24 protein-coding genes and 1 other RNA gene are annotated in these 25,012 nt (G+C 69.0%); 4 read left to right on the top strand and 21 right to left on the bottom strand.

Going from position 1 to position 25,012, the window contains the following annotated elements:
• Positions 1-978: a glycine betaine ABC transporter substrate-binding protein gene (locus ABIA38_RS31040; protein ID WP_424642200.1), complete on the top strand. Its 978-nt coding sequence runs from the start codon at positions 1-3 to the stop codon at positions 976-978.
• A 141-nt stretch (positions 979-1,119) separates the two neighbouring features.
• Here the strand turns inward: ABIA38_RS31040 and ABIA38_RS31035 are convergent, their stop codons facing one another.
• From ABIA38_RS31035 to ABIA38_RS30985, 11 genes are all read right to left on the bottom strand, one after another.
• The gene (locus ABIA38_RS31035; protein ID WP_424642199.1) at positions 1,120-1,812 is read right to left on the bottom strand and encodes a S16 family serine protease; all 693 of its coding nucleotides are present in this window, start codon (positions 1,810-1,812) and stop codon (positions 1,120-1,122) included.
• 243 nt (positions 1,813-2,055) lie between these two features.
• On the bottom strand, positions 2,056-2,727 hold the full coding sequence (locus ABIA38_RS31030; protein ID WP_424642198.1) for an IclR family transcriptional regulator: 672 nt from the start codon (positions 2,725-2,727) through the stop codon (positions 2,056-2,058).
• A 442-nt stretch (positions 2,728-3,169) separates the two neighbouring features.
• Positions 3,170-4,951 (bottom strand): DEAD/DEAH box helicase, encoded by a 1,782-nt coding sequence (locus tag ABIA38_RS31025; protein WP_424642197.1) that lies wholly within the window; start codon positions 4,949-4,951, stop codon positions 3,170-3,172.
• Between the two features lie 331 nt (positions 4,952-5,282).
• Positions 5,283-5,927: a class I SAM-dependent methyltransferase gene (locus tag ABIA38_RS31020; RefSeq protein WP_424642196.1), complete on the bottom strand. Its 645-nt coding sequence runs from the start codon at positions 5,925-5,927 to the stop codon at positions 5,283-5,285.
• Positions 5,928-6,054: 127 nt separating this feature from the next.
• Positions 6,055-7,503 (bottom strand): MFS transporter, encoded by a 1,449-nt coding sequence (locus tag ABIA38_RS31015; RefSeq protein WP_424642195.1) that lies wholly within the window; start codon positions 7,501-7,503, stop codon positions 6,055-6,057.
• A gap of 100 nt (positions 7,504-7,603) precedes the next feature.
• Entirely contained in the window at positions 7,604-9,775 is a 2,172-nt protein-coding gene (locus ABIA38_RS31010; RefSeq protein WP_424642194.1) for a xanthine dehydrogenase family protein molybdopterin-binding subunit, read from the bottom strand.
• 13 nt (positions 9,776-9,788) lie between these two features.
• A complete protein-coding gene (locus ABIA38_RS31005) occupies positions 9,789-10,355 on the bottom strand; it encodes a (2Fe-2S)-binding protein (RefSeq protein WP_424642193.1) in 567 nt (188 codons plus the stop codon).
• Positions 10,352-11,185 carry an FAD binding domain-containing protein gene (locus tag ABIA38_RS31000; protein WP_424642289.1) on the bottom strand — a complete coding sequence of 278 codons (834 nt, stop codon included), beginning with the start codon at positions 11,183-11,185 and terminating at the stop codon, positions 10,352-10,354. Before ABIA38_RS31000 ends, ABIA38_RS31005 begins: the two co-directional genes overlap by 4 nt.
• Positions 11,186-11,441: 256 nt before the next feature.
• Positions 11,442-11,756, bottom strand: coding sequence for a DUF3039 domain-containing protein (locus ABIA38_RS30995; protein ID WP_424642192.1), 315 nt, complete (start codon positions 11,754-11,756; stop codon positions 11,442-11,444).
• Between the two features lie 77 nt (positions 11,757-11,833).
• A complete protein-coding gene (locus ABIA38_RS30990) occupies positions 11,834-12,391 on the bottom strand; it encodes a YqgE/AlgH family protein (protein ID WP_424642191.1) in 558 nt (185 codons plus the stop codon).
• A 4-nt stretch (positions 12,392-12,395) separates the two neighbouring features.
• Positions 12,396-12,782, bottom strand: coding sequence for a hypothetical protein (locus tag ABIA38_RS30985; RefSeq protein WP_424642190.1), 387 nt, complete (start codon positions 12,780-12,782; stop codon positions 12,396-12,398).
• Between the two features lie 162 nt (positions 12,783-12,944).
• On the opposite strand from ABIA38_RS30985, the gene murA reads away from it, so the two are divergent.
• Positions 12,945-14,288 (top strand): UDP-N-acetylglucosamine 1-carboxyvinyltransferase, encoded by a 1,344-nt coding sequence (murA, locus tag ABIA38_RS30980; protein ID WP_424642189.1) that lies wholly within the window; start codon positions 12,945-12,947, stop codon positions 14,286-14,288.
• A gap of 155 nt (positions 14,289-14,443) precedes the next feature.
• Here murA and ABIA38_RS30975 read toward each other — a convergent pair whose 3' ends face one another.
• The 4 genes from ABIA38_RS30975 to ABIA38_RS30960 all read right to left on the bottom strand — a co-directional run bounded on the left by ABIA38_RS30975 (position 14,444) and on the right by ABIA38_RS30960 (position 18,930).
• Positions 14,444-14,725, bottom strand: coding sequence for an HU family DNA-binding protein (locus ABIA38_RS30975; protein WP_355539945.1), 282 nt, complete (start codon positions 14,723-14,725; stop codon positions 14,444-14,446).
• A gap of 234 nt (positions 14,726-14,959) precedes the next feature.
• Entirely contained in the window at positions 14,960-16,366 is a 1,407-nt protein-coding gene (locus ABIA38_RS30970; protein WP_424642188.1) for an NAD-dependent malic enzyme, read from the bottom strand.
• A gap of 339 nt (positions 16,367-16,705) precedes the next feature.
• The gene (locus ABIA38_RS30965; RefSeq protein WP_424642187.1) at positions 16,706-18,028 is read right to left on the bottom strand and encodes a hypothetical protein; all 1,323 of its coding nucleotides are present in this window, start codon (positions 18,026-18,028) and stop codon (positions 16,706-16,708) included.
• 380 nt (positions 18,029-18,408) lie between these two features.
• Positions 18,409-18,930, bottom strand: coding sequence for an ATP-binding protein (locus ABIA38_RS30960; protein ID WP_424642186.1), 522 nt, complete (start codon positions 18,928-18,930; stop codon positions 18,409-18,411).
• Between the two features lie 159 nt (positions 18,931-19,089).
• Here ABIA38_RS30960 and ABIA38_RS30955 point away from each other — a divergent pair, with 159 nt between their 5' ends.
• The gene (locus ABIA38_RS30955) at positions 19,090-19,941 is read left to right on the top strand and encodes a helix-turn-helix domain-containing protein (protein WP_424642185.1); all 852 of its coding nucleotides are present in this window, start codon (positions 19,090-19,092) and stop codon (positions 19,939-19,941) included.
• The gene (locus ABIA38_RS30950) at positions 19,938-20,120 is read left to right on the top strand and encodes a DUF397 domain-containing protein (RefSeq protein ID WP_424642184.1); all 183 of its coding nucleotides are present in this window, start codon (positions 19,938-19,940) and stop codon (positions 20,118-20,120) included. Before ABIA38_RS30955 ends, ABIA38_RS30950 begins: the two co-directional genes overlap by 4 nt.
• 310 nt (positions 20,121-20,430) lie before the next feature.
• Here the strand turns inward: ABIA38_RS30950 and ABIA38_RS30945 are convergent, their stop codons facing one another.
• The 6 genes from ABIA38_RS30945 to ftsE all read right to left on the bottom strand — a co-directional run bounded on the left by ABIA38_RS30945 (position 20,431) and on the right by ftsE (position 24,981).
• Positions 20,431-20,772 carry a helix-turn-helix domain-containing protein gene (locus tag ABIA38_RS30945; RefSeq protein WP_424642183.1) on the bottom strand — a complete coding sequence of 114 codons (342 nt, stop codon included), beginning with the start codon at positions 20,770-20,772 and terminating at the stop codon, positions 20,431-20,433.
• Positions 20,773-20,857: 85 nt separating this feature from the next.
• Positions 20,858-21,227: a transfer-messenger RNA gene (gene ssrA, locus ABIA38_RS30940) on the bottom strand.
• Positions 21,228-21,359: 132 nt separating this feature from the next.
• Positions 21,360-21,839 carry an SsrA-binding protein SmpB gene (gene smpB / locus ABIA38_RS30935; RefSeq protein ID WP_424642288.1) on the bottom strand — a complete coding sequence of 160 codons (480 nt, stop codon included), beginning with the start codon at positions 21,837-21,839 and terminating at the stop codon, positions 21,360-21,362.
• A gap of 67 nt (positions 21,840-21,906) precedes the next feature.
• The gene (locus ABIA38_RS30930; protein WP_424642182.1) at positions 21,907-23,163 is read right to left on the bottom strand and encodes a peptidoglycan DD-metalloendopeptidase family protein; all 1,257 of its coding nucleotides are present in this window, start codon (positions 23,161-23,163) and stop codon (positions 21,907-21,909) included.
• Positions 23,164-23,329: 166 nt separating this feature from the next.
• The gene (ftsX, locus tag ABIA38_RS30925; protein ID WP_424642181.1) at positions 23,330-24,235 is read right to left on the bottom strand and encodes a permease-like cell division protein FtsX; all 906 of its coding nucleotides are present in this window, start codon (positions 24,233-24,235) and stop codon (positions 23,330-23,332) included.
• Between the two features lie 56 nt (positions 24,236-24,291).
• On the bottom strand, positions 24,292-24,981 hold the full coding sequence (gene ftsE, locus ABIA38_RS30920; protein WP_424642180.1) for a cell division ATP-binding protein FtsE: 690 nt from the start codon (positions 24,979-24,981) through the stop codon (positions 24,292-24,294).
• Positions 24,982-25,012 lie beyond the last annotated feature (31 nt).

Genomic DNA, 25,012 nt, shown 5'->3' with positions numbered 1-25,012 from the left:
ATGTGGTGCCACGCGAGCCGACGGGCAGCCCTCCCGACCCTCCTCGCCATCCTCGCCGCCCTCCCGGCCTGCGGCCTGACCAGCGGCCTGCCCCTCACGGTCGACGCCAAGCCGGGCTCGATCCACACCGAGCCCTCCCTCAGCGGCAAAACCCTGACCGTCAGCTCCAAGGAATTCAGCGAACAACTGGTCCTCGGCGAGATCGCGGGCATCGCGCTCAAGGTCGCCGGCGCCAAGGTGATCGACAAGACCAACATCAAGGGCTCGATCGGCGCCCGCGAGGCCCTGAAGAAGGGCTCGGTCGATCTGTACTGGGAGTACACCGGCACCGCGTGGATCAACTACCTGGGCCACACCACCCCGATCGCCGACCCCCAGGCCCAGTGGTCGGCGGTAGCCACCCAGGACCTCAAAAACGGCATCGTCTGGCTCCCCCCGGCCCCCCTCAACAACACCTACGCGTTCGCCGGAACCCAGCCGAACATGCTCAAGTACCACCTACAAACCCTCACCGACGTGGCCACCCTCGCCAAACAAAACCCGGGCGCGGTCACCTTCTGCGTGGAAAACGAATTCGCCGCCCGCAGCGACGGCCTGACCGGAGTCCTGGCGGCCTACGGCATCAAGGTCCCCGACAGCAACATCCGCAAAATGCAATCCGGCCTGATCTACACCGAAACCGCCAAGGGCGGCACCTGCCTCCTCGGCGAGGTATTCACCACGGACGGCCGAATCGCCGCGATGAACCTAAAAGTCCTGGAAGACAACAACCACTTCTTCCCGAACTACAACGCGGCAGTGACCATCAACGAAAAAACCTACAAAAAATACCCGGCAATCCGAGAGGTCCTGACCCCGATCACCGAAAAACTGACCACAGACGTAATGCGCACCCTAAACGCAGAGGTAGACGTAGCCGGCCGCGAACCAAGAGACGTAGCCAAGGACTGGCTGAAACAGGAGGGCTTCATCCACTAACCGAGCACCCCGGTCCGGCCGGCAACCCCTCCAGCCCGGGCGGCAAACCATCCAGCCCGGCCGGCGCTTGAGGCCACCCAGCCCGGCCGGCGTTTGAGGCCAAGTAGCCCGGCCGGCGCTTGAGGCCAAAAAACCCGCGCGTCAGCAAGAAGGCACGGGCCCCCCCGAGTTCAACGCATGAAGCGCATCCACCGCCCCCGAAAGCGTCTCCACCGGGATCAACTTCAGCCCACCATGCCCAACCCGCCCAGCCTCGCCACACTCCCCCTTGGGCAAAACGAAAACCGTGGCCCCCGCCCGCTTCGCAGCAAGCAGCTTCATCGGCAACCCCCCGATCTCCCCCACCTTGCCATCCCCGTCGATCGCCCCCGTACCGGCGATCGTCCGCCCCCCGGTAAGCCCGCCCTCGGTCAGCTTGTCCACGATCCCGAGCGCGAAGAAAAGCCCCGCACTGGGCCCACCCACATCGGTCAGATGCAACGTCACCTTGACCTGGTCCGGCGACTTGCCGAGATACTTCAAGGCCGCGACCGTCGCGTTGTCCTGCGACTTGACCATGTCCTTGACATTGCCCGCGACGACTTCCTTGACCGACTTGCCGTCCGGGTAGATCGACTTCTTCGGCACCACGGCCTCGTCCGTGTTCCACCACGCGCTGATCAACGAGCCCAGCCGATGCGTCTCGTCCCGCCCGCTCGCATGGATCGTGGTGAGCAGCAGACGCCCGTTCGTCGGGTACACCGGCACGGGCCCCGAGATCTCGACCACCGGCCGCCCTCCGTCGTCGCCGAGCGTGTCGGCGACCGATCCCGGCGTGATCAGGACGTACGGCATCGGCACCAGGAACGCGAAGCCGAACAGGATCGCGACAAGGAGCAGAGACACCGGCAGGGTGAGCTTGGTTCGGGCCACGCTTGGCAATTAAACACGGCGCGCCCCCGCCCCTCGTACCGGACTCGCGCCAACCCCGCCCGCAACCCGCGCCACCACGCCCGCCGCGCCCGCCACACCCGCCACGCGCCCGCCGACCGGCGCGCCACCCGAACCCGCCGCCCCGCCGGAGGCGCCCGCGCCGCGCTACGCCGCGGAGACCCGAACCCCACCGAGTTCGTCGGAGAGTTCGGCCGCCGCCTCGGCCACCCGATGTCCCAGCCGCTCGGTGTCCAGGTTGCCCAGCGAGACGATCCCGACACTCGATTCCACCGCCGCCAGATCCGGCACCGAGGCCGCGATCCCGGGCACCGTGTGCCGACCGTCGCCGGGGGCGTACACATACGACCGAGGCCCGTCGAGGCCCGCCATCACGCGCCGCGCGGCCAGGATCGCCAGCCCCGCCGCCCCCGCCTCCAACGCGTGCCGCGAGCCCACCCGGTAGGCCACGTGGTAGTCGGTCCAGGTCGGTTCGGCCACCGCCACCACCAGCGCCTCCATGCCGTCCACGATGGTCAGGTGCGCGGTGGCCCCGGTCTCCTCGGCCAGCCGACGCAGACACGGCACCGCCGCGTCCCGAACCAACGGATGTGCCCGCCGGGCCAGTTGCAGGGCACCCAGGCCGAGCCTGGTCCGGCCGCTCTCGTCGCGTCGGATCAGACCGTGCTGCTCCAGCGTGGCGAGGATGCGATAGACGACGGTGCGGTTGACACCGAGCGCGGCGGCGATGTCGTGCACGGACAGTCCGTCCGAGGCATCGGCGAGCAGTTCGAGAACCTTGAGTCCTCGGTCCAGGGTCTGTGACGTTTCGGCTACCACCGGGCCCCTCCCTTCGCGTGACGTTGCATTACGTCCAGGGGCGTTCGCTCCCCGTACGGAACGCCACATTCGCGAGGCTGTGCGGCGCCAGGTCATGGGGCCAGGACACGTACTCGTCGCCACTCGGCGGGCAGGCCGAACGGATTCCCACGCCCACGCAGGACGGTTTCTCCTTCGCAGCGCGTCGGAAGATCACGCTAACCAGAGGGGGCATTTTTGGCACCGGATATCCGGGATACGGACAGGTAAAATATCAAATCAATGAGGACAAATAACACAAGCAACGCAATTCCCCAAACGCGATCCTCATCACGTCCGACTCGAACCGCCTTGAGCCCACCAGCCGGACACCCCGTCCCACACCCTGAGACCACTTCCCGAGCACCCGACACAACCCGACCCCACCCGACCCGATCAACGGGCCCAACGCGGCCGACCGGGCTCACCGCCCCGACGTGGCCCACTCCCGAATCTTGCCGATCCGAGCCTCCAACTGCCCCGCGGAAGCCTGCGCCACCGCCGGCCCCCCACACACCCGCCGCAGCTCGTTGTGAATCTGCCCGTGCGTCTGCCCGGTCCGGTGATGCCAGGCGGCCACCATCGTGTTCAGCTCCTTGCGCATCGCGGTCATCTGACGATGCGTCACCACCGGGCGCTGGTCCGCCGGTTTCTCCGACAGGTCGGCCTGGTGGTCGGGCTTGCGCCGGCTCTTGGCCACCTGCTTGGCCTGCCGCGACTGGAGCAACATCTGCACCTGATCGGGTTCGAGCAGCCCCGGCAGACCCAGGTACTCCTCTTCCTCCTCGCTGCCCACATGCGCCTGAAGCCCGAACTCGGCGCCGTCGAACAACACCCGGTCGAACCGCGCCTCGCTCTCCAGCGCCTCGAACGCGAACTCCTCCTGCTGCCCCGGTTCGTCCTTGGTCGCGTTGGCCTGCGCGACGAGCGCGTCCTCCTCGTCGTACAGCCCGCCCTCCTTCTTCGGGCGGTCCAACACGTGATCGCGCTCGATCTCCATCTCGTTCGCATGCTGAAGCAACGTCGGCACCGACGGCAGGAACACCGAGGCGGTCTCGCCCCGCCGCCGAGCCCGCACGAAACGACCGACCGCCTGGGCGAAGAACAACGGCGTGGAAATCGTGGTGGCGAACACCCCGACCGACAGCCGCGGCACGTCCACCCCTTCCGAGACCATCCGCACCGCGACCATCCAGCGATCCTCGGACCCGGAGAAGTCCTCGATCTTCTTGGACGCGCCGACGTCGTCGGACAACACCAGGGTGGCGCCCTCGCCGGTGATCTCGCGGATCATCCGCGCGTACGCCCGGGCCGACTCGTGGTCGGTGGCGATCACCAGGCCGCCCGCGTCCGGGATCGCCTTGCGTACCTCCCCCAGCCGCTTGTCCGCCGCCCGCAACACCTGCGGCATCCACGCGCCCTGCGGGTCGAGCGCGGTCCGCCAGGCCTGGCTGATCGCGTCCTTGGTCATCGGCTCGCCCAACGACGCGGCAATCTCGTCGCCGGCCTTGGTCCGCCAGCGCAGATCGCCCGAGTAGGACAGGAAGATCACCGGCCGCACCACGCCGTCCCCGAGCGCGTGGCCGTACCCGTAGGTGTAGTCGGCGGACGAGCGCCGAATCCCGTCCCTGCCCTCCTCGTAGGCCACGAACGGGATCGGGTTGATGTCCGAGCGAAACGGCGTACCGGTCAGCGCGAGCCGTCGGGTGGCCGGCTCGAACGCCTCCATGCACGCCTCGCCCCACGACTTGCTGTCGCCCGCGTGGTGGATCTCGTCCAGGATCACCAGCGTCTTGCGGTTCTCCACCCGGCGGCGATGCAACATCGGATGCACGCCGACCCCGGCGTAGGTGACCGCGATGCCGTGATACTCCTTCGACACCGGCCCGGACGAACTCGAATAATTCGGGTCGATCCGCAGGCCGATGCGCGCGGCGGCCTCGGCCCACTGCTTCTTGAGATGCTCGGTCGGCGCGACGATGGTGACCTGGTGGATCACATGCGCGTCCAACAACTCGGAGGCGATCCGCAGCGCGAACGTCGTCTTGCCGGCGCCGGGCGTGGCCACCGCGAGAAAGTCCCGAGGCTGCCGCTCCAGATAGGCGTCCAACGCCCCCTGCTGCCACGCACGCAGCTTGTTCGCGGTGCCCCAGGAGGCACGATTGGGAAAGGCCGGGGACAGATGGGACGCGGCTGCGGTACTCACTACGACGTTTCCGCTCCAACCCGGGAACCCACCAAAGACAAACGCTCAGCCTACCCGAGCCCCCATCGGGTCCCCGGCTGTCCGGCCCGCGCGCGGGCCGGAAACCGGTTCGCTGGACGCCGATTCGGCCCGGCACGCCGGGTCGGCCGCAGCCTCGCCGACCACGTCACCGACCCGGCTCCGGCACGTCGCGGGCGCGTCGCGACAAACCGCCCGGTGGGCAGCGGGTGACGTGTCGTTGCTCACGACGCCCGCTGCGCCACGACGATGCCCCGCACCTACACCCGGCGAGTCCCGTACCGGGCCTTCGCCCGCGGACACCGTCGCGCGGTCACGCCACCTCGGACACGCGATCCATCACCACGACGCTCCAACTCACCCCGCCCCGCCCATGCGGGTCCCCCCGCTCCCCCACCCACACCGGCACGAAGCCGAACCGGCCGCCCAACTCGACCGTCTCCGCCGCGGACACGTCCCACATCAACCGCCCGGCCGGCACCGGCCCATGACGCAACACCAGCACCATCCGCCCGCCGGGCACCACCAACTCCCCCAGCCGCTGCATCCCCGCAGCCCGCTCGGCCGGGTCCAGATGCATCCACACGGCGGTCAGCAGCACCAATTCGAACGGCCCCCGAAGCGTCCCGAGCCCGGGCAGCGAGTCGTCGACCCACTCCACCCACGCTCCGGCATGCACCCGCTGCCCCGACTCCCGCAATTCCGGCGTCGGTTCGACGGCTACGACCACATGACCGAGCGCGGCCAACGCGGCGGCGTCCCGCCCACTGCCGGAGCCGACATCAAGCACCCGGCACGGCATCTCGGGCAGCAGGTGCAGGACGTCCCGATGCACCTCCCGAAAGCTCACGCTCTCGTACTGCTCCACCAGCTCCGAAGCGTCCGCCCCGTACCCGACCGTCCCCCGAACTCGCAAAGCCCCGTCACCGACCACGTCATCCATCCCCGTACGATCCATCCCCGCACGCTACGACACATCCCCCACGTGCGACCCACTCGGCCTCGGGAGTCCCGCAAAGGCATCGACGACTGCACCCTCGGACGCGACCACCGCCGGCTGTCCCAGGGCGCACCACCGAATGCGCTCACTCGGAAGTGGTCGGACGCCGTCGCACCCTCGGAGCCAGGAGTGCCCCGACCAATGCCACCACGAGCATGATCGTGAAGATCACGGTGAAGACGCCGCCGTCCCGGCCGGTGCCCTCGTGGAGGGCGGCGAAGATGGCGCCGGCCAGGCCGACCAGGACGATCGTGCCGAGCGAGTCGGCCACCTGGAGGGACGAGGAGTTGGCGCCGGCCTCCTCGGGTGTGGACAGGTCCAGGGTGAGCACACTGACCGAGGAGACGGCCATCCCCATGCCCATGCCGCCGAAGAACCAGCCCACCGTGACCGTGTAGGCGGGCATCCCCGGCGCCAGCGCAAGCAGCGCCCCGCCGATCGCGAGCGCCACGCATACGAAGCCCGCCTGGACCAGGCGCGGCCGCAGTTCGTGCGGTGAGCGGCCCTGGATCCAGGAGCCGATCGCCCAGGACAGCGCGCCCACCGTCAGGGTCAGCCCGGCCCGCGTCGGCGACAGGCCGTGTTCACTGATCAGCATCAGCGGCACGAACGACTCGACCGTGAAGAACGCCCCCGCGAGCACGCCCCGGGACAGGATCACTGTCGGCAACCCGCGCGCCGCCCGCAGCGTGCCCGCCGGCAGCAACCGCGACACCGTCGCGGCCATCAGCGCCAATCCCACCACCAGCAACACCACGCCCACCGCGTCCAGATGTTGCCCGCCGTACTGCAGCAACCCCGCGCCCGCCGAGGCCCCCACCGCCGCGCCGATCCGCCGCCGGTTCATCCGCACGCCCGCATCCGGCGCGCCCGCCATCCGCTCCACCTGCGGCAACATCATCACCAGCGGCAGTACCACCAGCACCGGGATGGCCAGGAACACCCAGCGCCAGCCCAGGTGATCGGTGACCAACCCGGACACCGGCGGCCCGACGATCGAGGGCAGCACCCATGCCGCGGAGAACGCCGAGAACACACGCGGGCGCAGCGCGGACGGATACGCGCGACCGACCACCACGTACAGCGAGACGATCACCAGCCCGCCGCCGAGGCCCTGCACGGCCCGACCCGCGATGAACGGCCACATCGACTGCGCCGTGCCGGCCAGCAGCAGCCCGGTGGCGAACGCGCCGATCCCGCCGAACAGCGGCAGCCGCGGTCCACGCGCGTCACACCACTCGCCGGAGACCACCATGGCCAACAGGCTGGTGGTGAAGAACGCGGAGAAGGCCAGGGCGTACAGCGGCACTCCGTCGAGTTCCTTGACCGCCACCGGCATCGCGGTGCCCACGGCCATCGCCTCGAAGGCGATCAGCAGTACGACCGACACGATGCCGAGCGTGAGCGCGCGATAGGGCCGGGTCAGTACCCCGGGTGCCCGGTCGGACGGTACGGCGGGCTCCCCGTCGGGCTGTTCCGCCCGATCCGGTATTCGCTTCGAATCCCCGACATTCGACTCTCCGACTGCTGTCACCTCGACAGCGTAGAGCTTGGTCGGATCAGCCTCTTATCACACCAATAGCCGCAACCTCTCGATCCCCGACCAAGGCGACAGCCCGAGCCGAAGCCCCGCCTCAGTCCACCACCACATCCCGAGGCCGCAGCGGCAGCCGAGGCAGCTCCAACCCGGTCGCGTCCCGCACCGCCGCCGCCACCGCCGCCGGCACCGGCACGATCGCCGCGTCGCCCAACCCCTTCGCCCCGAACGGCGCGCCCGGTTGCGGCTCCTCGATCCACGCGGCCACCCGGATCGGCGGCACGTCCCACGTCCCCGGCGGCGACCACACCGACTCGGCGTCCTCGGTCAGCGCCAGCCCGACCCCCATCGCCACCGAACTCTCCACCCGCACCCGCGCCTGCGCCGGATCCAGCACCCGGCCCGCGTCATAGGCGCCGGTCACGTCCACCACCCGGATCGTGCCCAGCTCCGGATCCAGGTCGACCACCACACGACACGCCGCGAACGCCACCGCCGGATACGCGTTGCCCTGCCCCGCGTCGTCCAACGGCTCCGTACTCGGCGCCCGATACGCGCCCGCCGTGGTCACCGTCGCAGTGTCCTCGTACATCACATCCACCGACAGGTCGATCAGCCCGTCATAGGACCTGATCCGCCCGTCCCGCACGTCCAACAACCGCGCCGTCATCCCATAACGCGCCGCCACCGGCGCCAACAACCGCTCCCGGATCTCCCGCGCCGCCTGCTCCACCGCGCCCGCCGTCAGCCACGTATGCCGCCCCACCCCCGGCGCCCCCGCCGTCGGCAGCGCCGTCCCGGCCTGGAGCACGATCGCGTCCGACACGCCCAGCACCTCGTCCACGATCTGCCGAACCAGCGTCACGAAGCCCTGCCCGACCTCGACCGCCGCACAGGTCACCGTCACCACGCCGCCGTCGAGGCGCACCGTCGCCGTCGAGGACTCGTCCGCCCCCTCGATCCCGAGCAGCGGCATCAGCCCGACCGCGTACCCCGTCCCGCGCAACGTCCCCGGTGCGGGCGGCGCGGCCGGCGGCGCCGCCTCGGCCACCGCGCGCAACGCGGCCCCCACCGGCACCGGCCCGTCCAGCACCTGACCCGTCGTCAGCATCGTTCCCGAACTGAGCGCGTTGCGCAGCCGCAACTCCACCGGGTCCATCCCCAGCGCGTCCGCCAACTTGTCCATCTGCGCCTCGTGCGCGAAGCACACCTGCACCGCGCCGGGCCCGCGCATCGCCCCCGCCGGCGGGTTGTTGGTGCGCACCGCCCACGCGTCCACCGCCGCATACGGCACCATGTACGGCCCCGCCGCACACCCGATCAGCCGCCCGATCACCTCCGGCGACACCCCCGCGTACGCGCCGCCGTCCAGGATGATCTGCGCCTCCACCGCGAGCAACCGCCCGTCCCGGTCCGCGCGATGCGTGTACTTCATCCGCGCCGCGTGCCGATGCCCGCCCGACCGCAACGACTCGTCCCGATCGAGCACGGCCTTGACCGGCCGCCCGGTGCGCAGCGCCAACAGCCCCACCACGGCGGTGAGTCCGACGTCCTCGCGGGTGCCGGAGGAGCCGCCCGCACCGGTGGGCATCAGCCGCACCATCCCGGCGGGCAACCCCAGGCACTCGGCGACCTGGTCCCGGTCCGAGTGCGGATACGGCGAGGCCACGTGCAACTCCACGCCGCCGTCCGACGAGGGCAGCGCGAGCGCCGCGTCGGTGGCCGGGTTGGCCTGGTACTGCGCGGGCACCTCGTACAGCCCCTCGACCACCACCTCCGCCACCGGCGTGCCGTCCCGGCGCAGCTTGACCGGTCGCCCGTGGCGCAGCGCGATATGCCGCAGCACATTGCCGTCGGGGTGCAACGGCGGCCCGGCGAAGGCGTGTTCGGGATCCGTGGCGACCTCGAGCGGCTGGTACGACACGAGCACCGCCGCGGCGCCGGCCCGCGCCGCCTGGAGGGTCTCCGCCGCGACCGCCGCGACCGCCTCGCCGGCGAAGCGCACCACGCCGTCCGCGAGCACCGGCCGATCCGCCACGATCACCCCGTGGCAGGCGCCCGGCGGCAGGTCCGCGGCGGTGACCACGCGGTGCACGCCCGGCACCGCGTAGGCCGGCGCCGCGTCGATGCCCAGGATCCGGGCGTGCCGATGCGGCGAGCGCACCAACGCGCACCACAGCAGGCCCGGGGCCCACAGGTCGCCGGTGTAGGAGAACCGCCCCCGGGACTTGGCATCGCCGTCGGGCCGCGGCACGGACTCGCCGATCACCGTTTCCCACCGCTCACTCGGCGCCGCCGGGCGGTGGCGCGATCACGTTGAACATCATCGTCGAGTGGGTCTCCTGCGGTACCCGCCGGCGGGCCGCCGCCCGGACCGCGTCCACCATCGGGTGCGGCCCCGCGCACCGGCACGGGTGCCCGTCCAGCGCCCGCCGGATCTCCACCTCGCCCGGTTCGCTCACCCGCGCCAGCAGCGCACACGCCGAGGCGACCACGCCGGGCACGCAGTAGCCGCACTGGACCGCGCCGGCCTCCACCAACGCACGCTGCACGTCCGCCGTCTCCGGGTCGTTGTCCAGATCCTCGATGGTGCGTACCTCACGATCGCCCAGCGTGGCGGCGGCGATCAGGCACGCGGCCACCGCGACCCCGTCCAACTGCACCGTGCAGGTCCCGCACACGCCCTGCCCGCAACCGTCCTTGGCGCCGGGCAGGCCGAGCCGCTCGCGCAGCACGTACAGCAGGTTCTCGCCGATCCAGGCGTTCTCGATCAGCCGGGCCTCGCCGTTCACCCGCAGTACGTACGACGTGGTCGGGGTCGTGCCGGCGTCGAATCCGGGCTCGCTCATCCGCCGAACGCCCGCTGTACCGCACGCCGCGCGCACACCGCGACCACGTGCCGCAGATGCGCCCGGGCGGCCCGCTGCTCCGCGTCCGGCCGGACCTCGTCGGCGACCAGGCGCCCGAAGTCGGCCGCGTCGCGCGCGTCGAGCAGTCGCCCGGTACGCGTGTCCATCCGCCCCGCCAACCACTGTTCGGCCTCGAACGCGCGCACGGGACCGGGATGCGCCCCGCCCACCGCACAGCGCACGTCCCCGACCACGGGACCGGCCACCAGGGCCAGGGTCAGGTACTTCCCCCCGCCCACCGGCGCCTTGACGAACTCCTGCACGCCGCGCAGCAGCGGCACCCGCACCCCGGTGATCAACTCCCCGGGGCGCAACAGCTGTTCGGCGATCGGACCCGCCTTGGGCGCGAGCAGATGCGGGGCGACCTCGCGCACTCCGCCCGGCGAACGGCACGACACGGTGGCCTCCAGGGCCGCGAGTACGGGCAGCGAGTCGGCGGCTCGGCCGCTCGCGAGGATGTTGCCGCCGAGCGTGCCCATCGCGCGGACCTGCGCGGTGCCCACCTCGTTGGCGGCGGCGGCCAGGGCTGGGACGAGCGAGGCCAGATCGGCGTCCGCGAGCCGGGCCCAGGTGAGCCCGGCACCGAGCATGGCGAAGCCGTCCTCGTAACCCCACCGCCGCAGATCGGCGACCTTCGCGAGACCCACCAGGGCCGGCGGCCGCAACGTTCCGGCGTTGACGCGGGGCATGAGGTCGGTCCCCCCGGCCACCGGCAGCGCCCGGGGATCGCGCGCGAGGGCATCCACGGCCTCGTCGAGCGACAGCGGCATCAAGATCGTCGCGTCCACAGCGCCGCCCACCCTATTGCCCCGCCACCCACGAACGACCCGCCCAAACCGAGATTTGAGCCAACCCAAATCCGCGACACAACCAAGGACCAGACCCACCCCGAAGCCCTAAAACCCCAGCCTCGACACATAACGCAACGGGTGGGCGGGCGGGCAAAACAAATCCCAACCCAACCAAGACGCAACGCAAGAGGCGCCGGCCACAACCTCGACCGACGCCTCCGACCAACCTCAGCGACTACTTCTTGCCGCCGCCCTGCCCGCTTTTGTCCTTGTCCCCGCCGGCCCCGCCGGCCGGCATCGTCTCGTAGATCTCCTTGCACATCGGGCAGACCGGGTACTTCTTCGGGTCGCGACCCGGCACCCAGACCTTCCCGCACAAAGCGATGACCGGACTCCCGGACATCGCGCTTTCCATGATCTTGTCGCGCTGGACGTAGTGCGCGAAGCGCTCGTGGTCACCGTCGCCGTGGGAGAGCTTCGGCGTCTCCTCGATCAGCGTGCCGGTGCCCGTCCCGTGCTCCGGCTCCGGGAAGCTCTGGGGAGTGGTCATACCCACCAGGATAGCCAGACCCCGACGGTGCCGATCGGCGCCCGGTTCACGCGCCTCCCCACCTCCGGTGCCGCGCACTAGTTCAGCGTCGGATCCTCGGGATAGGTGGCCACCATCGCCAACTCGCCGACCTGCCGGCGCAGTACCGCCCGCCACAACCGGTCCGGCGTGGGCGTGAACGCGTCGCCCGGCTCGGACTCGACCACGTACCACGCGCCCGACTTGAGTTCGGCCGCCAACTGCCCGGGGCCCCAACCCGCGTAGCCGGCGAAGACCCGCATCGACCCGAAGTCGGCGGCGACCAGTTCCGGCGGCACGTCCAGGTCCACCAGCCCCAGGCCGCCGTGCACCCGACGCCACCCCAGCGGCTCCGCCCCGCCCGGCACCGACGCGATGGCCAGCGCCGAGTCCATCGCCACCGGCCCGCCCTGGAAGACCACCGACGGCGCGCTGACGAGCCCCGACCAGGGCACCAGTACGTCGTTGACGTCCACCGGACTGGGCCGGTTGATCACCACGCCGAGCGTGCCGTCCTCGTCGTGTTCCAGGAGGAAGACCACACACCGGTCGAAGTTGGGATCGGCCAACGCGGGCGTGGCCACGAGCAGGCGTCCGGTGAGCGATACCTCGGTCATGGCCTCATGATCCCGCAACCGCCGGGTCGTGGTGCGCCGGTCGGCGAGGAAGTCGGCGGGCGAGGAGCAGCCCGCCGCCGGCGCCGCACACGTCCGCGATCGCATCCCACGGATCGCCGCTGCGCTGCGGCACCACGAAGTGCTGCACCAACTCGCTCTCCACCGCGTGTGCGGCCAGTGCCGCAGCCAGCACCACGGAACCGATGCCGACACGCCGACCGGTCCAGGCAATGGCCGCGAACGAGAGAAAATGCACGATCTTGTCACGATGCGGAACAAACGGAGCCGGGTCGCCCGGACTGCCCGGATTGAACAGGAGCAGCAGATTCACCAGCACCGCTCCCGCGAACGCGCAGTACGCGAGCCGGTTACCGCTCGTCCCGCCGGTCATCGCAACCCTTCGACGCGGCTCGCCCACGGGCCGAACGACCCTGTTTCCCGGGCCCTTCGGCCCCCCGAGCCGGCACGGGAGCGGGACGGATCCGACTACCGTGTAGCGCTGTCGGCCCATCTCCCCGGTCGGGTTTCGGTACCCACGGAAGTGCGAGGATTCATGCAAGACGACGTGCTCTTGGTTCACGGCGGTTCCCCGCTCGAGGGCGAGGTTCGGGTCAAGGGCGCCAAGAACCTGGTGCCGAAGGCGATGGTGGCCGCGCTCCTGGGCGAGGCGCCGAGCCGACTGCGCAACGTCCCGGAGATCAGCGACGTACGCATCGTCAAGGGCCTGCTCCAGCTGCACGGCGTCGCGGTGCGCGACGGCGAGGAGCCCGGCGAACTGCTGATGGACCCCACCCAGGTGGAACAGGCCAACGTCGCGGACATCGACGCGCACGCCGGCTCCAGCCGGATCCCGATCCTGCTCTGCGGCCCGCTGCTGCATCGCCTGGGCCGCGCGTTCATCCCGGACCTGGGCGGCTGCATGATCGGCGACCGGCCGATCGACTTCCACCTGAGCGTGCTGCGCGAGTTCGGCGCGGTGATCACCAAGCGGCCCGAGGGGCTCTACATCGAGGCGCCGAACGGCCTGGAGGGAGCCAAGGTCCGGCTGCCGTTCCCGAGCGTGGGGGCCACCGAGCAGGTACTGCTCGCGGCGGTGCGCGCGGAGGGCACCACCGAGCTGTCCAACGCGGCGGTGGAGCCGGAGATCATAGACCTCATCTGCGTGCTCCAGAAGATGGGCGCGATCATCTCGGTGACCACCGACCGGGTGATCCGGATCACGGGGGTGTCCAAGCTCGGCGGCTACGACCACCGCGCGCTGCCGGACCGCCTGGAGGCGGCCTCCTGGGCCTGCGCGGCGCTGGCCACCCACGGTGACATCTACGTCCGCGGCGCCCGCCAGCTGGACATGATGACCTTCCTGAACGTCTTCCGGCAGGTCGGCGGCGCGTTCTCGATCGACGACGAGGGCATCCGCTTCTGGCACCCGGGCGGCCCGCTGAACGCAATCGCCCTGGAGACGGACGTACACCCCGGCTTCCAGACCGACTGGCAGCAGCCGCTGGTGGTCGCGCTGACCCAGGCCACGGGGCTGTCCATCGTGCACGAGACGGTGTACGAGCGGCGGCTCGGCTTCACCTCGGCGCTGAACCAGATGGGCGCCACCATCCAGCTCTACAGCGAGTGCCTGGGCGGTACGCCGTGCCGCTTCGGTCAGCGCAACTTCCAGCACTCCGCGGTGATCTCCGGCCCGGCCAAGCTGCACGCCACCGATCTGGACATCCCCGACCTGCGCGCGGGCTTCTCGTACCTGATCGCCGCGCTCGCCGCGGAGGGCACCTCGCGGGTCACCGGGATCGATCTGATCGAACGCGGCTACGAGGACTTCCAGGCCAAGCTGGAGGCGCTGGGCGCCCGGGTGGAGCTGCCGGTGCGGGTCGCCGAGAGCGTCGCGTAGTCGTTTCCGGGCCCGGCGCGGCCCCCGATGCCCCGTCCCGGGGCCTCAGGGGCCCGACAGGGCCCGGAAACGGGCCCGGTGGGCCCGAACACGCCGGAAGGGCGGCTCCCCGAGGGGAAGCCGCCCTTCCGGTTTTCCACCGGGGCGCTACGGACCTACTTGCCCGAGGCCGCGGCCTTGAGCTTCGAGCCCGCCGAAACCTTTACGCCGAAGCCGGCCGGGATGTCGATCGGGTCGCCGGTCTGCGGGTTCCGCGCGGTGCGGGCGGCGCGGTGGGTGCGCTCGAAGGTGAGGAAGCCCGGGATCGAGACCTTCTCGTCACCCTTGGCGACGATCTCGCCGACGACGTCGGCAAGCGCGCTCAGTACGGCGTCGGCGTCCTTGCGGGTCACGTCGGCGCGCTCCGCGAGGGCGGCCACCAGCTCACTGCGGTTCATGTGTCACTCCCGTGTCTTGCTGACCTCCGCCGACGACCACGAACGTGGTCGCAAACGTGGTTCAGTCCAACTCGCTGTTCTTGCCCCGGGGACGAATCCTGCACTCATCCATGCCCGGAAGCTAATCAAGGACACGCGAAATCACTGGGAAAGCCCCGTGATTTCGCGGTTCCGGCAGATTACGGGGCCGTTCGGGGGCCCCTGCAACCGGGATACGTACGGACAGTACGACGATCATCCCGCGGGGTTCTGACGCTCCGCCAACACCGCGTCCCGCACCGCCGCGGCGACCACCGCGGACACCTCCGGGTGGAAAACACTCGGAATGATGTAGTTCGGGTTCACTTCGTCGTCGGAGACCACCGACGCCAGCGCCCGCGCGGCGGCGAGCAGCATGTCGTCGCTGATGTGCCGGCTCTGCGCGTCCACCAGACCGCGGAAGACGCCCGGGAAGACCAGCACGTTGTTGATCTGGTTGGGGAAGTCGCTACGGCCCGTGGCGACCACCGCGGCGTGCTCCAGGGCCGCCGCCGGGTCCACCTCGGGATCCGGGTTGGCCAGCGCGAACACGATCGAGTCGGCGGCCATCGCGGCGATGTCGGAGCCGTCGAGTACGTTCGGCGCCGACACGCCGATGAACACGTCCGCGCCGACCACGGCCTCCTTGAGGGTGCCGGTCAGGCCCTGCTCGTTGGTGTGCTCGGCAACCCAGCGCAGGTCCTCGCCGAGGTCCTCGCGACCGGCGTGCACCACACCCCGCACATCGGCGACCACCACGTGTGCGGCGCCGGCCGACAGGAGCAGCTTGATGATCGCCGTGCCCGCCGCGCCCGCGCCGGACATGACAATGCGCACATCCTCGATCTTCTTGCCGACCACGCGCAGCGCGTTGGTGAGCGCGGCGAGCACCACGATCGCGGTGCCGTGCTGATCGTCGTGGAAGACCGGGATGTCCAGCGTCTCGCGCAACCGGCGCTCGATCTCGAAGCAGCGCGGCGCGGAGATGTCCTCGAGGTTGATCCCGGCGAACCCGGGCGCGATCATCTGCACGGCCCGGACGATCTCGTCCGGGTCCTGGGTGTCCAGGCAGATCGGCCATGCGTCGATCCCGGCGAACCGCTTGAACAGGGCCGCCTTGCCCTCCATCACCGGCAGCGCGGCCTTGGGCCCGATGTTGCCCAGGCCGAGCACGGCGGAGCCGTCGGTGACCACCGCGACGGTGTTGCGCTTGATGGTCAGCCGGCGGGCGTCGTCCGGGTTCTCCGCGATGGCCAGACACACCCGGGCCACCCCCGGGGTGTAGATCATCGAGAGGTCGTCACGGTTGCGGATCGGATGCTTGGACTGCATCTCGATCTTGCCGCCGAGGTGCATCAGGAAGGTACGGTCCGAGACCTTGCCGAGGGTGACCCCCTCGATCTCCCGGATCGACTCCACCAGGCGATCGGCGTGATCGGTCGAGGTCGCGGCGATCGTGACGTCGATCCGCAGGCGCTCGTGACCGGACGCGGTGACGTCGAGCGCGGTGATCGACCCCCCGGCGGATTCGACCGTGTTGGTGAGCAGACTGACCGACCGGCCCCCTGCGGGGACCTCCAGTCGAGCCGTGATCGAGTACGAGGCGCTGGGCGCTGCGGGCATGAACTCTTTCTCCTCCGATCGCTGCGACCCCCGTCTCCCACGGCGTCGCATCGCTCCCGATGGTCTCACTTCGTGGACACCCCCGGCCCCGGGGCCCGCCCCATACCCGACCGACACACCCCCGCAAACTGTGATCCTCATCCTCCACAGATCATTCCGACCCGGCCGCCGAGGTCGGTTACGCTGTCCGAAGACACCGACTCGATCCAAGCCCCCGGGCCCAACCATTAGTCCCCTAGAGGGACCACTTGCCGAGAGGCGAGCATTGGCGGGTCGGTGTCCTCGACATAGCAAAGCGGCGGCCCCCAGGGGTCGCCGCTTTTGCATGCACGGGACGCGTCAAACGCCCAGGATCTCATCCAGCATTTCGTCCATCCGCTCCTCCCCGAGGCCGGGGTTCCTGGCCGCGATCGCGGCCGTGTCGACGTCGTCGAGCAGTTCGAGCAGACGGTCGATAGGCAGCCGAGCGTCCCGGATTGCGGATTCCCGAACCCCCTCGTCCGGGTCACGCGTGAGGTGGGCGATCAGTTCCGGTGCGATCTCGGGGTCCCGTAGCGCGACCGTGCGCAAGCGTGGATTCGGGTCGTCTGCGTAACGGGCCATTCCGACGGCCGGGAAGTTCGGCTGCAATACCAAGTACCCCCACCACTTGCCCGAGTCGTGGGCGTACATGTCCAGGAGCAACTCGGACGGCGCGTCATCGCACGACCGACACAGAGTGAGGCGGACGTAGTAGTCCGGGTCGGCGGCAAGGCGTGCGACGAGGTCGGGAGGCAGGTGCCTGGCCTCGGCCGCGTTGCGTCGCAGCAACACATGCGTCGAGGTCGCCGCCCGTCGCACGACGTCGGGATCGTCGAGCCGGCTTCGGATCCAGCCCAGACCGAGCTGCCGCGTCTCGGGAATGGTGTAGTCGATCGTGGCGCGCTGTTCCTCGGTGAGGTCTTCCCGGGTGGACACCGCCAAGCGGACCCCGTTGTCCGAGTCGGTAGCCATGGACAGCGCAAGTTCGGTGCGCAGGGCGGGATTCCGGGCGACCACCCGACGCACCTCGACGTCCTCGTCCCGGATCAGTGATCGAGCGAGTTCGTCATCGAGTTCCGCCTCGTCCGCAAGTTCCCGGCGATCCTTCTCCGCTTCGTCGATCGCGCCACCGGAGTCGGCCGGTCCGGCTGTCGCCCCGTCGATCTCCGCGAGCAGTTCTCGGATGTCGGGGTCAGGGTCGTTGCGTAGAGCTTCCTGGACCTCGGGCCGCAACCGACCCCAGATCCGCTCGTGCAGCGCCGCGTAACGAACCTTGGTCTCCGGGTCTTCGACCAGGCGCATCCGCACCTCGTCCGGCGTATCACGGTGCATGACCGCCCAGTACCGGGTCGACGCCTCGGGCGCCGCGCACAGGGCCGCAATCGCCTCGGGCGGCATCGGCACACCGAACTCGCCGGCGTTGACCGCGCACACCAACCGCACCTTGGGGTCCGGATCCAAGGCCATCGCGGCGAACAGGTCCGCCGGCAGCTTCCGGTTCTCCAACAACCTTGCGCGAGCGGCCGGGTCCGGGTGCACGACCGCCCGTTGGAAGAGCTCCCTGGGCCACGACACCCATGCCAGGCAATACCCGTGCTCCGGAAACGGATCGATCTCCAACACCCGCAGCAAAACGGACACGGAGGCCGCAGGGTTACGAACCAGCCCACCTCCCCACGCCTCGGCCCGCCCGGGCCGGTGTACTTGTCGCCGCACGAGTTCCCCCCGGTCCGTCGATCGGTCACCCCAGTCACGTCACAGAATGCAGCGGGCTCGCTCCCAGCGCATTGCCGCCTGGCGCAGATCCGGGCACGTCGGCCGCCGGGCCGGTGGACGGGCGTGGCCTGCGGTGGGATTCGGCCGGGTCGCCGCCGGCGGCGACCTCGGGGCCGGCCGGGCCCACTGCGGGTGTGCTGTCGTTTCCGGCCTGTGGGCGCTGCGGGTTGGGACGCGGGCGGCCGTGTCCTTCCGCCGGTGGCGGTGAACGCGCGGCACGCTCGCCCGGGGCGCCGGGGCCTTGTTCAGTTGAGGTCGAGCACGAACCAGACTCGCTTGCCGATACCGAAGGGGATTGCCCCGCAGTCGGCGGCGAGCGCGCGAAGGAGCGGCAAACCGTAGCCGCACTCCGCGTCGCCGGGAGGCAGGTCGGCGTGGTCGGGGACGACCACCGCCGATCGACCGGTGTCATCCACGGAGACCGCCAGGCTGTTGGTCGCGATGTCGCGGAAGAGGGCAACGCGCACGTCGGTATCGGGCGCGTGCCGAACGCAGTTGGCGAACAACTCGCCGGTGAGCAGCCGCACGGTGTCGGCGGCGTCGGCTCCGGCACCCGCCTGTCCCGCCGCTTCCCTCGTGAGGTCGCGCACGGACTTGGCGTAGGCGCCCGTGGCCGCGCATTCCACGGCGATCACGGGCTGGTATCCCTGCCCGGCAGTTGGCCGGGCCAGGGGGTCGAAGGGGCTTCTTGCTGCGGACATGTCCTCTCCCAGGGGTTGGTGGGCAGGTGGCACATGTCGCTGCGCGCAGCGTGACTTGCCGGTCACGAAGTGTTCCGTCGCACATCATGCAGCTCCGAAACGTTTCCAGAGAAGTCACCCGGACTATTTCCACTCCGATGAGTGAAAACTTCTCGTTTCGAACGACAACCGCAGGTGGACCACGTCATGATGCGGGCGCACACTCGACGATCAGGGGGTGACGACGTGTCAGCCGTGCCGACCTACGCCCAACGACGACTCGGCGGCGAGTTGCGTCAGTTGCGCGCCAAGGCAGGATTGAGCCTCGAAGGGGCAGCGGGCGCATTCCATTGGAGCAAGTCGAAACTCAGCCGTATCGAAACGGCGAAGCTCCCCATCTCGCGACACGACATGAATCGGCTGGCGATTCTTTATGGCGCGTCCGCAGAGGAACTGGCTCGTCTGGAAAACTGGGCGGCTCGAAAGCCGCAGTCGTATACGTGGTGGAGCGAATACTCGGACGTCATCAGCTCCACCTACGAGGAATTCATCACACTGGAGGCGCAGGCCACCGAAATTCATCTGGTGAACTCGAGCGTAGTTCCCGGAATTCTTCAAGTCCGAGGCTACGCACACGCAATCACAACCAGCGGACCCTTTATTCCGGATCCAGACATTGCAGATGCACTGGTGGATGTTCGACTGAAACGACAGAGCGTGCTCACCGAAGCGAGCCCGGTGCTGGTTTCGGCAACGCTGAGCGCGACAGCTCTGCACATCAACCTAGGAGACCCGCGCCTACTTCGGGAGCAGCTTCGACACCTCCTGGAAGTCGGCGACCTCCCAAACGTTGAAATGAGAATCATTCCACTCGACTCACCGCTCGGAGCGTTCATCGGTGGCCTGACTCTCTTCGAGTTCGAGCACAAGCAGGAGCCGAGCGTCGTCTATATTGAGTACCACGGAGGCATGACGCCGAAAGAAAGCAATCGCGAAGTCCGTCAATACCGCCGACACATCCAGCATCTACACCAAAACGCACTATCGCCCGACGAATCCAGAAAACTGATCAACCGACGCTTGGAGGACCTTCGATGAGCATGCCCTCGCATTGGCGCAAGTCATCCTATTCGGCATCGAATCAGGAATGCGTCGAGATCGCTTTATTTTCTGCAGCCACCGTGGTGCGAGACACGAAAGACCGGGAGCGCGGTCACTTGACAATGCCCCCAAAGGCATGGGTGGCGCTGCTGGGCACCGTGAAGAGCGCGCGCTGAACGTCACCTGGGTACCCTCGCCGTCTGGAGTTGCGTCGAGAGAAGCAGCCAAGGCCCGGTCGGCCAGACCAGAAGCGGGGGGCGGGACGGTGCCGGTGCCCCCGGTTCCGAAGATCGTCCTCCGCGTGAGCCGCGCACGATCAGTTCAGTCACTTCATTCCGGATGAGACCGAGCCCCCCGGTACGGCACTCGTAGACCCGCAATCTCATCGCTCAGCGAGCGGTGGCCGTCGCATCCTGGGTTGCGTTTGTCGAGTCCATAAAGCACGTCTGATCCGCCGCTGCGCGCGCCGTGAAGTGGCGGCACTGATCAAGCCGCGTCGGTGTGGTGCGCGATGAGCTTGATTCGGGTGTCCTCATTGCCCAAGGCGATGTTGCCAGAAGAGTCCAAGGCCCTGGCCAGTTTGGCCAAAAGCGGAAGCGTCGGGACGGTGTCGGAGCCCTCGATCCCGGAGATCTGCACTTTGCCGAGCCCCGCCCGATCGGCCGGTTCGTCCCGAGTGAGGCCAAGCTCGGTACGGCCCTCGAAAACGGCTTTGGCCGGCGCCATCGAAAGCCGGATCTCACGACGGGCCTCGGCGACGCCGTCCGCTTCGGTAAAGCCCTCGGCGAGTTCGCGCTCTCGCCGGGTCTTCCAGCGACCGTGGCTCATCTCTCGGCTTCACCTTCCGCAATTACCCGGTGGGCGACAAAGAAGAGCCCGGTGTGCGGACACACCGGGCTCTTCTTTTCAACAGGGGTGGAGGTGGCGGGAATTGAACCCGCGTCCTACGGTGCAAAACCAGAGCTTCTCCGAGCGCAGTCCACAACGATTTTCTCGGCCCCGGTGTTCATGTGGACAAGACACCGACGGGCTCAGCTACTGTTTAGTGTTCCGTATGACCCCGTAGCCGGGTCGTACGGTGGAGTCCCCTAAATTATGCCAGGGTCCGGGGCGGGGACGCACCCGGTCTGACACCTTCGGATACTCGCTTAGGCAGCGAGGGCGAAGGAATCGCGCTTGGTATCGGCGATTATTTGTTTGCGACAGGTGGTTAACGAGATCATTGTCGCTTCCTCGGCTCGCTTCCTCTGCTTCGACAGCCGCAGTCGAAACCGATCACCCCCTATTGAGTTTTCAAGCAACCACCCGAGGGTGTCCTGCTCGACGGCCCGACCCGCCACACTTGCTCGGCCCGAACCAGGCACATCGTACGGTCCAACGCCGGACCGGTCCACTTCATTCCTCGTCGGTCACCGTCATTGCCGACGGCCGCGCACGTACTTCGACATCGCGCGCTCCGCCTCGCGCCTGTCCTGCTGTTCGCGCAGGGTCTGTCGTTTGTCGTAGTTCTTCTTGCCCTTGGCCAACGCCAGTTCGAGCTTGGCCCGGCCGTCCTTGAAGTACAGGCTGAGCGGCACGAGCGTGTGACCCGTTTCCTGGGTCGCCTGCACCAGCTTGTCGATCTCGTGCCGGTGCAGCAGCAACTTGCGCTTGCGCCGGGCCGCGTGGTTCGTCCACGTGCCCTGCGAGTATTCCGAGATGTGCACGTTGTGCAGCCACACCTCGCCGCCGTCGATGCTCGCGTAGCCGTCCACCAGGGAAGCCTTGCCGGCCCGCAACGACTTGACCTCGGTGCCGGTCAGGACGAGGCCGACCTCGAGGGTGTCCTCGATCAGGTAGTCGTGCCGCGCCTTCTTGTTCTGTGCGATGAGCTTGCGCCCGGTCTCTTTCGCCATGATCCCTGAATTGTCGCGCATGGCCGCAAGCTCATTACCCCGCCCGGACCCGGTCCCGGAGCGGGCTTCAGATCCACACCTTCGGGTCGACGAACTCGCCGTCGACCAGGACCTCGAAGTGCAGGTGGGCGCCGGTGGACCAGCCGGTGTCACCGGAGCGGCCGACCTGGTCGCCGCGGCCCACCCGTTGGCCCTCGCGCACCGTGATCCGGGACAGGTGGTTGTACGTCGTGGTCAGCGCGACCCCGCCGACCCGGCCGTGCGAGAGCACCACGCGGTAGCCGTACGCCGCGTTGTAGCCGGTCTGTACCACCGTGCCCTCCCGGGCGGCGCCCACCGAGGTGTCCTCGGGGACCGCGAAGTCGGTGCCGGTGTGCAGCTTCGTGTACTCCAGGATCGGGTGGTAGCGCATCCCGAAGCCCGAGCTGATCGGACCGCGCACCGGGTAGGACAGCGCGCCGCCCTGCGCCGAGGACCCGACGGGCGATCCCGCGCCCGCCGGCGCGTTGCGCCGGTTGACCAGTTCGGTCAGCCGCTTCTGCTCGGCCCGGGTCGCCTCGTAGCGCTGCTGGTCGGCCGCCTTCTCCTCGCGCGCGGTGGCCAGCGCCGCCTCGCGTTGCGCGGCGAGCCCGGCCACCCTCGCCGCCGCGTCGCTCGCCGTCTTCTCCAGGGCGACCACCTCGGCCAGCTTCCGACCCGCCTCCGCGTGCCGGACCCGGGCCTCCGCCCGGCGGCGCTCCAACTCGGCCCGCCGGGCGTCGATCGCGTCGCGGGTGCGCTCCAGTCGGTCGATCGTCTCGTGGTCCGCCTGCAACATCTGCCGGTAGGCCTGGAGGTTGCTCAGCAACTCCCCCGGGGTCTGCGCCCGCAACACCATCGACAACTGCGCCATCTGCCCGTTGCGGTACGCCCGACCCACCAGGCGCGTGACATCGTCCCGGACCTCCTGGGTCGCCGCCGCCACGTCGCGCAGTTCGGCCTCGGCCCGGCCCACCGCGGCCACCGCCAGTTCCTCCCCGTGGCTCAGCTCGGCGGACCGGGCCCGCGCCTCGGCCACCCGCGCCCGGGCGGCCTCCAGGGCGGCGCGCGCGCCCGGCCCGGCGGTCTCCGCCTCGGCGAACGCCTTCTCGGCTGCGGTCAGCCGGGCCAGCGAGGCGTCCAGGTCGGCCCGCATGTCCCGGGCCGCGGCGTCGGCGCGCTGCTTGCGGGCCCGCGCGTCACCGTCGTCGTCGCCGTCGGCGTACGCGGGCACGAAGCCCACCGCGGCGGCCGTGATCACCACGAGCACCGACAATCCGAGTCGCCTGGACCGAGTTCTCCGCATGATGTTATTAAAGGGTATTTGTTATTAATTGCCGGAAAACACACCGGTATGGAAGTAATACGAACCCGTCCGGATGCACACAGACGTTCGAAGGCCCCGCTTCGCCCTGCCGAAGCAGGCAGGAACGAAACGGGGCCTTCGAAGCGCGGTCCGGGTCGGCCGGACCTCAGACCTTGAGGTATTTCAGCAGCGTGAAGAACGACGCGATCGCCGACATCAGCACGCCGAACGCGACCAGCAACGGCAACGTGGTCAGCACCGGTCCCCACCCGATCAGCTCGAATGCGTTGAACTGCTGCCCGAGACCCTTCTTGACGCCGAAGAAGAATCCGGTGCTCAACAGACCGGAGGCCAGCACGCCGCCCAGGAGTCCGGCGATGGCGGATTCCATGATGAACGGCAACTGGATGTACAGGTTCGATGCCCCCACGAGCCGCATGATGCCGGTTTCCCGCCTGCGGCTGAATGCGGATACCCGTGCCGTGTTGACGATCAGCAGGATCGCCACCAGGAGCATGAATCCCATGACGCCGTAGGCCGCGTATTGCGCGTTCTTCAAAAGCTTGAAGAAGGGCTCCAGGATCTTGCGCTGGTCCTGCACGGACTGCACGCCCGGCCGGCCGGCGAAGGCGCTGGCCACCACCTGGTACTTGGTTGCGTCCTTCAACTTGACCCGGTAGGACTCCGGCAGCTGGTCGGCGGTGATGTTGCCGGAGAGCGGGGAATCCTTGTTCGTGTCGTTGAAGTGCTTGAACGCTTCCTGCTTGCTTTCGTAGTAGACCTTCTTCACGAGCGGCATCCGGCTCAGTTCCGCCTTGAGCCCCTCGCGCTGTTCGTTGTTGACCTCGCCGCCCGCACAGCTGGGGACCTTGTCGCTCTTGCCGCACAGGAAGATCGAGACCTCGACCTTGCCGTACCAGAAGTCCTTCATCTGGTTCACCTGAGTGCGCAACAGCAGACCCGCGCCGGCGAGGGTGAGGGAGAGCGCGACACTGACGATCACCGCGATCGTCATGGTCAGGTTCCGGCGGAGACCGACTCCGATCTCCGAGAGGACGAACTGGGCGCGCATGATGTCCTAGTCGCTCGGGGCGCGGCCCAACTGCCGCGCCGTGGGGGTCCGCTGGATCAGTGCTGGTAGCCGTAGACACCGCGGGACTGGTCGCGGACGAGTCGGCCCTGCTCCAGCTCGATGACGCGCTTGCGCATCTGGTCCACGATCGCCTGGTCGTGCGTGGCCATCAGAATCGTGGTGCCCGTCCGGTTGATCCGGTCGAGCAGCTTCATGATGCCGACACTGTTCTGCGGGTCCAGGTTGCCGGTGGGTTCGTCGGCGATCAGGATCATCGGCCGGTTCACGAAGGCACGGGCGATCGCCACGCGCTGCTGCTCACCGCCGGAGAGTTCGCCGGGCATACGTTCCTCCTTGCCGCCCAGCCCCACCAGGTCCAGCACCTCGGGCACCACCTTGCGGATGGTGCCCTTGGGCTTGCCGATCACCTCGAGCGCGAACGCGACGTTCTGGTACACCGTCTTGTTCGGCAGCAGGCGGAAGTCCTGGAAGACGGTGCCGACCTGGCGGCGCAGCGCCGGCACCTTCCAGTTGGACAACCGACCGAGGTCCTTGCCCGCCACGAAGATGTCGCCCTGGGACGGCCGTTCCTCTTTCAGGACCAGCCGCAGAAAGGTGGATTTGCCCGAGCCCGAGGACCCGACGAGGAAGACGAACTCACCCTTCTCCACTTCGAGGGAGACGTCGTGCAACGCGGGGCGCGGCTGCTTCGGGTAGGTCTTGCTGACGTTGTCGAATCGGATCACGGTTGCATCACGGTGCGCCAGTGTAGGGGGC

Origin of the sequence: Embleya sp. AB8 (genome assembly GCF_049739465.1) — a bacterium.
Lineage (GTDB): Bacteria > Actinomycetota > Actinomycetes > Streptomycetales > Streptomycetaceae > Embleya.
The sequence above is the reverse complement of the archived record's forward strand: the minus strand, read 5'-3'. Positions and strand labels throughout refer to the sequence as shown.

Coding starts and splice junctions, on each gene's coding strand:
- ABIA38_RS31040 (WP_424642200.1), top strand. CDS start 1: ATGTGGTGCCACGCGAGCCGACGGGCAGCCCTCCCGACCCTCCTCGCC.
- ABIA38_RS31035 (WP_424642199.1), bottom strand. CDS start 1,812: ATGCCGTACGTCCTGATCACGCCGGGATCGGTCGCCGACACGCTCGGC.
- ABIA38_RS31020 (WP_424642196.1), bottom strand. CDS start 5,927: ATGGATCGTACGGGGATGGATGACGTGGTCGGTGACGGGGCTTTGCGA.
- ABIA38_RS31005 (WP_424642193.1), bottom strand. CDS start 10,355: ATGAGCGAGCCCGGATTCGACGCCGGCACGACCCCGACCACGTCGTAC.
- ABIA38_RS31000 (WP_424642289.1), bottom strand. CDS start 11,185: ATGCCGCTGTCGCTCGACGAGGCCGTGGATGCCCTCGCGCGCGATCCC.
- ABIA38_RS30995 (WP_424642192.1), bottom strand. CDS start 11,756: ATGACCACTCCCCAGAGCTTCCCGGAGCCGGAGCACGGGACGGGCACC.
- ABIA38_RS30990 (WP_424642191.1), bottom strand. CDS start 12,391: ATGACCGAGGTATCGCTCACCGGACGCCTGCTCGTGGCCACGCCCGCG.
- ABIA38_RS30985 (WP_424642190.1), bottom strand. CDS start 12,782: ATGACCGGCGGGACGAGCGGTAACCGGCTCGCGTACTGCGCGTTCGCG.
- murA (WP_424642189.1), top strand. CDS start 12,945: ATGCAAGACGACGTGCTCTTGGTTCACGGCGGTTCCCCGCTCGAGGGC.
- ABIA38_RS30975 (WP_355539945.1), bottom strand. CDS start 14,725: ATGAACCGCAGTGAGCTGGTGGCCGCCCTCGCGGAGCGCGCCGACGTG.
- ABIA38_RS30970 (WP_424642188.1), bottom strand. CDS start 16,366: ATGCCCGCAGCGCCCAGCGCCTCGTACTCGATCACGGCTCGACTGGAG.
- ABIA38_RS30950 (WP_424642184.1), top strand. CDS start 19,938: ATGAGCATGCCCTCGCATTGGCGCAAGTCATCCTATTCGGCATCGAAT.
- ABIA38_RS30945 (WP_424642183.1), bottom strand. CDS start 20,772: ATGAGCCACGGTCGCTGGAAGACCCGGCGAGAGCGCGAACTCGCCGAG.
- smpB (WP_424642288.1), bottom strand. CDS start 21,839: ATGGCGAAAGAGACCGGGCGCAAGCTCATCGCACAGAACAAGAAGGCG.
- ABIA38_RS30930 (WP_424642182.1), bottom strand. CDS start 23,163: ATGCGGAGAACTCGGTCCAGGCGACTCGGATTGTCGGTGCTCGTGGTG.
- ftsX (WP_424642181.1), bottom strand. CDS start 24,235: ATGCGCGCCCAGTTCGTCCTCTCGGAGATCGGAGTCGGTCTCCGCCGG.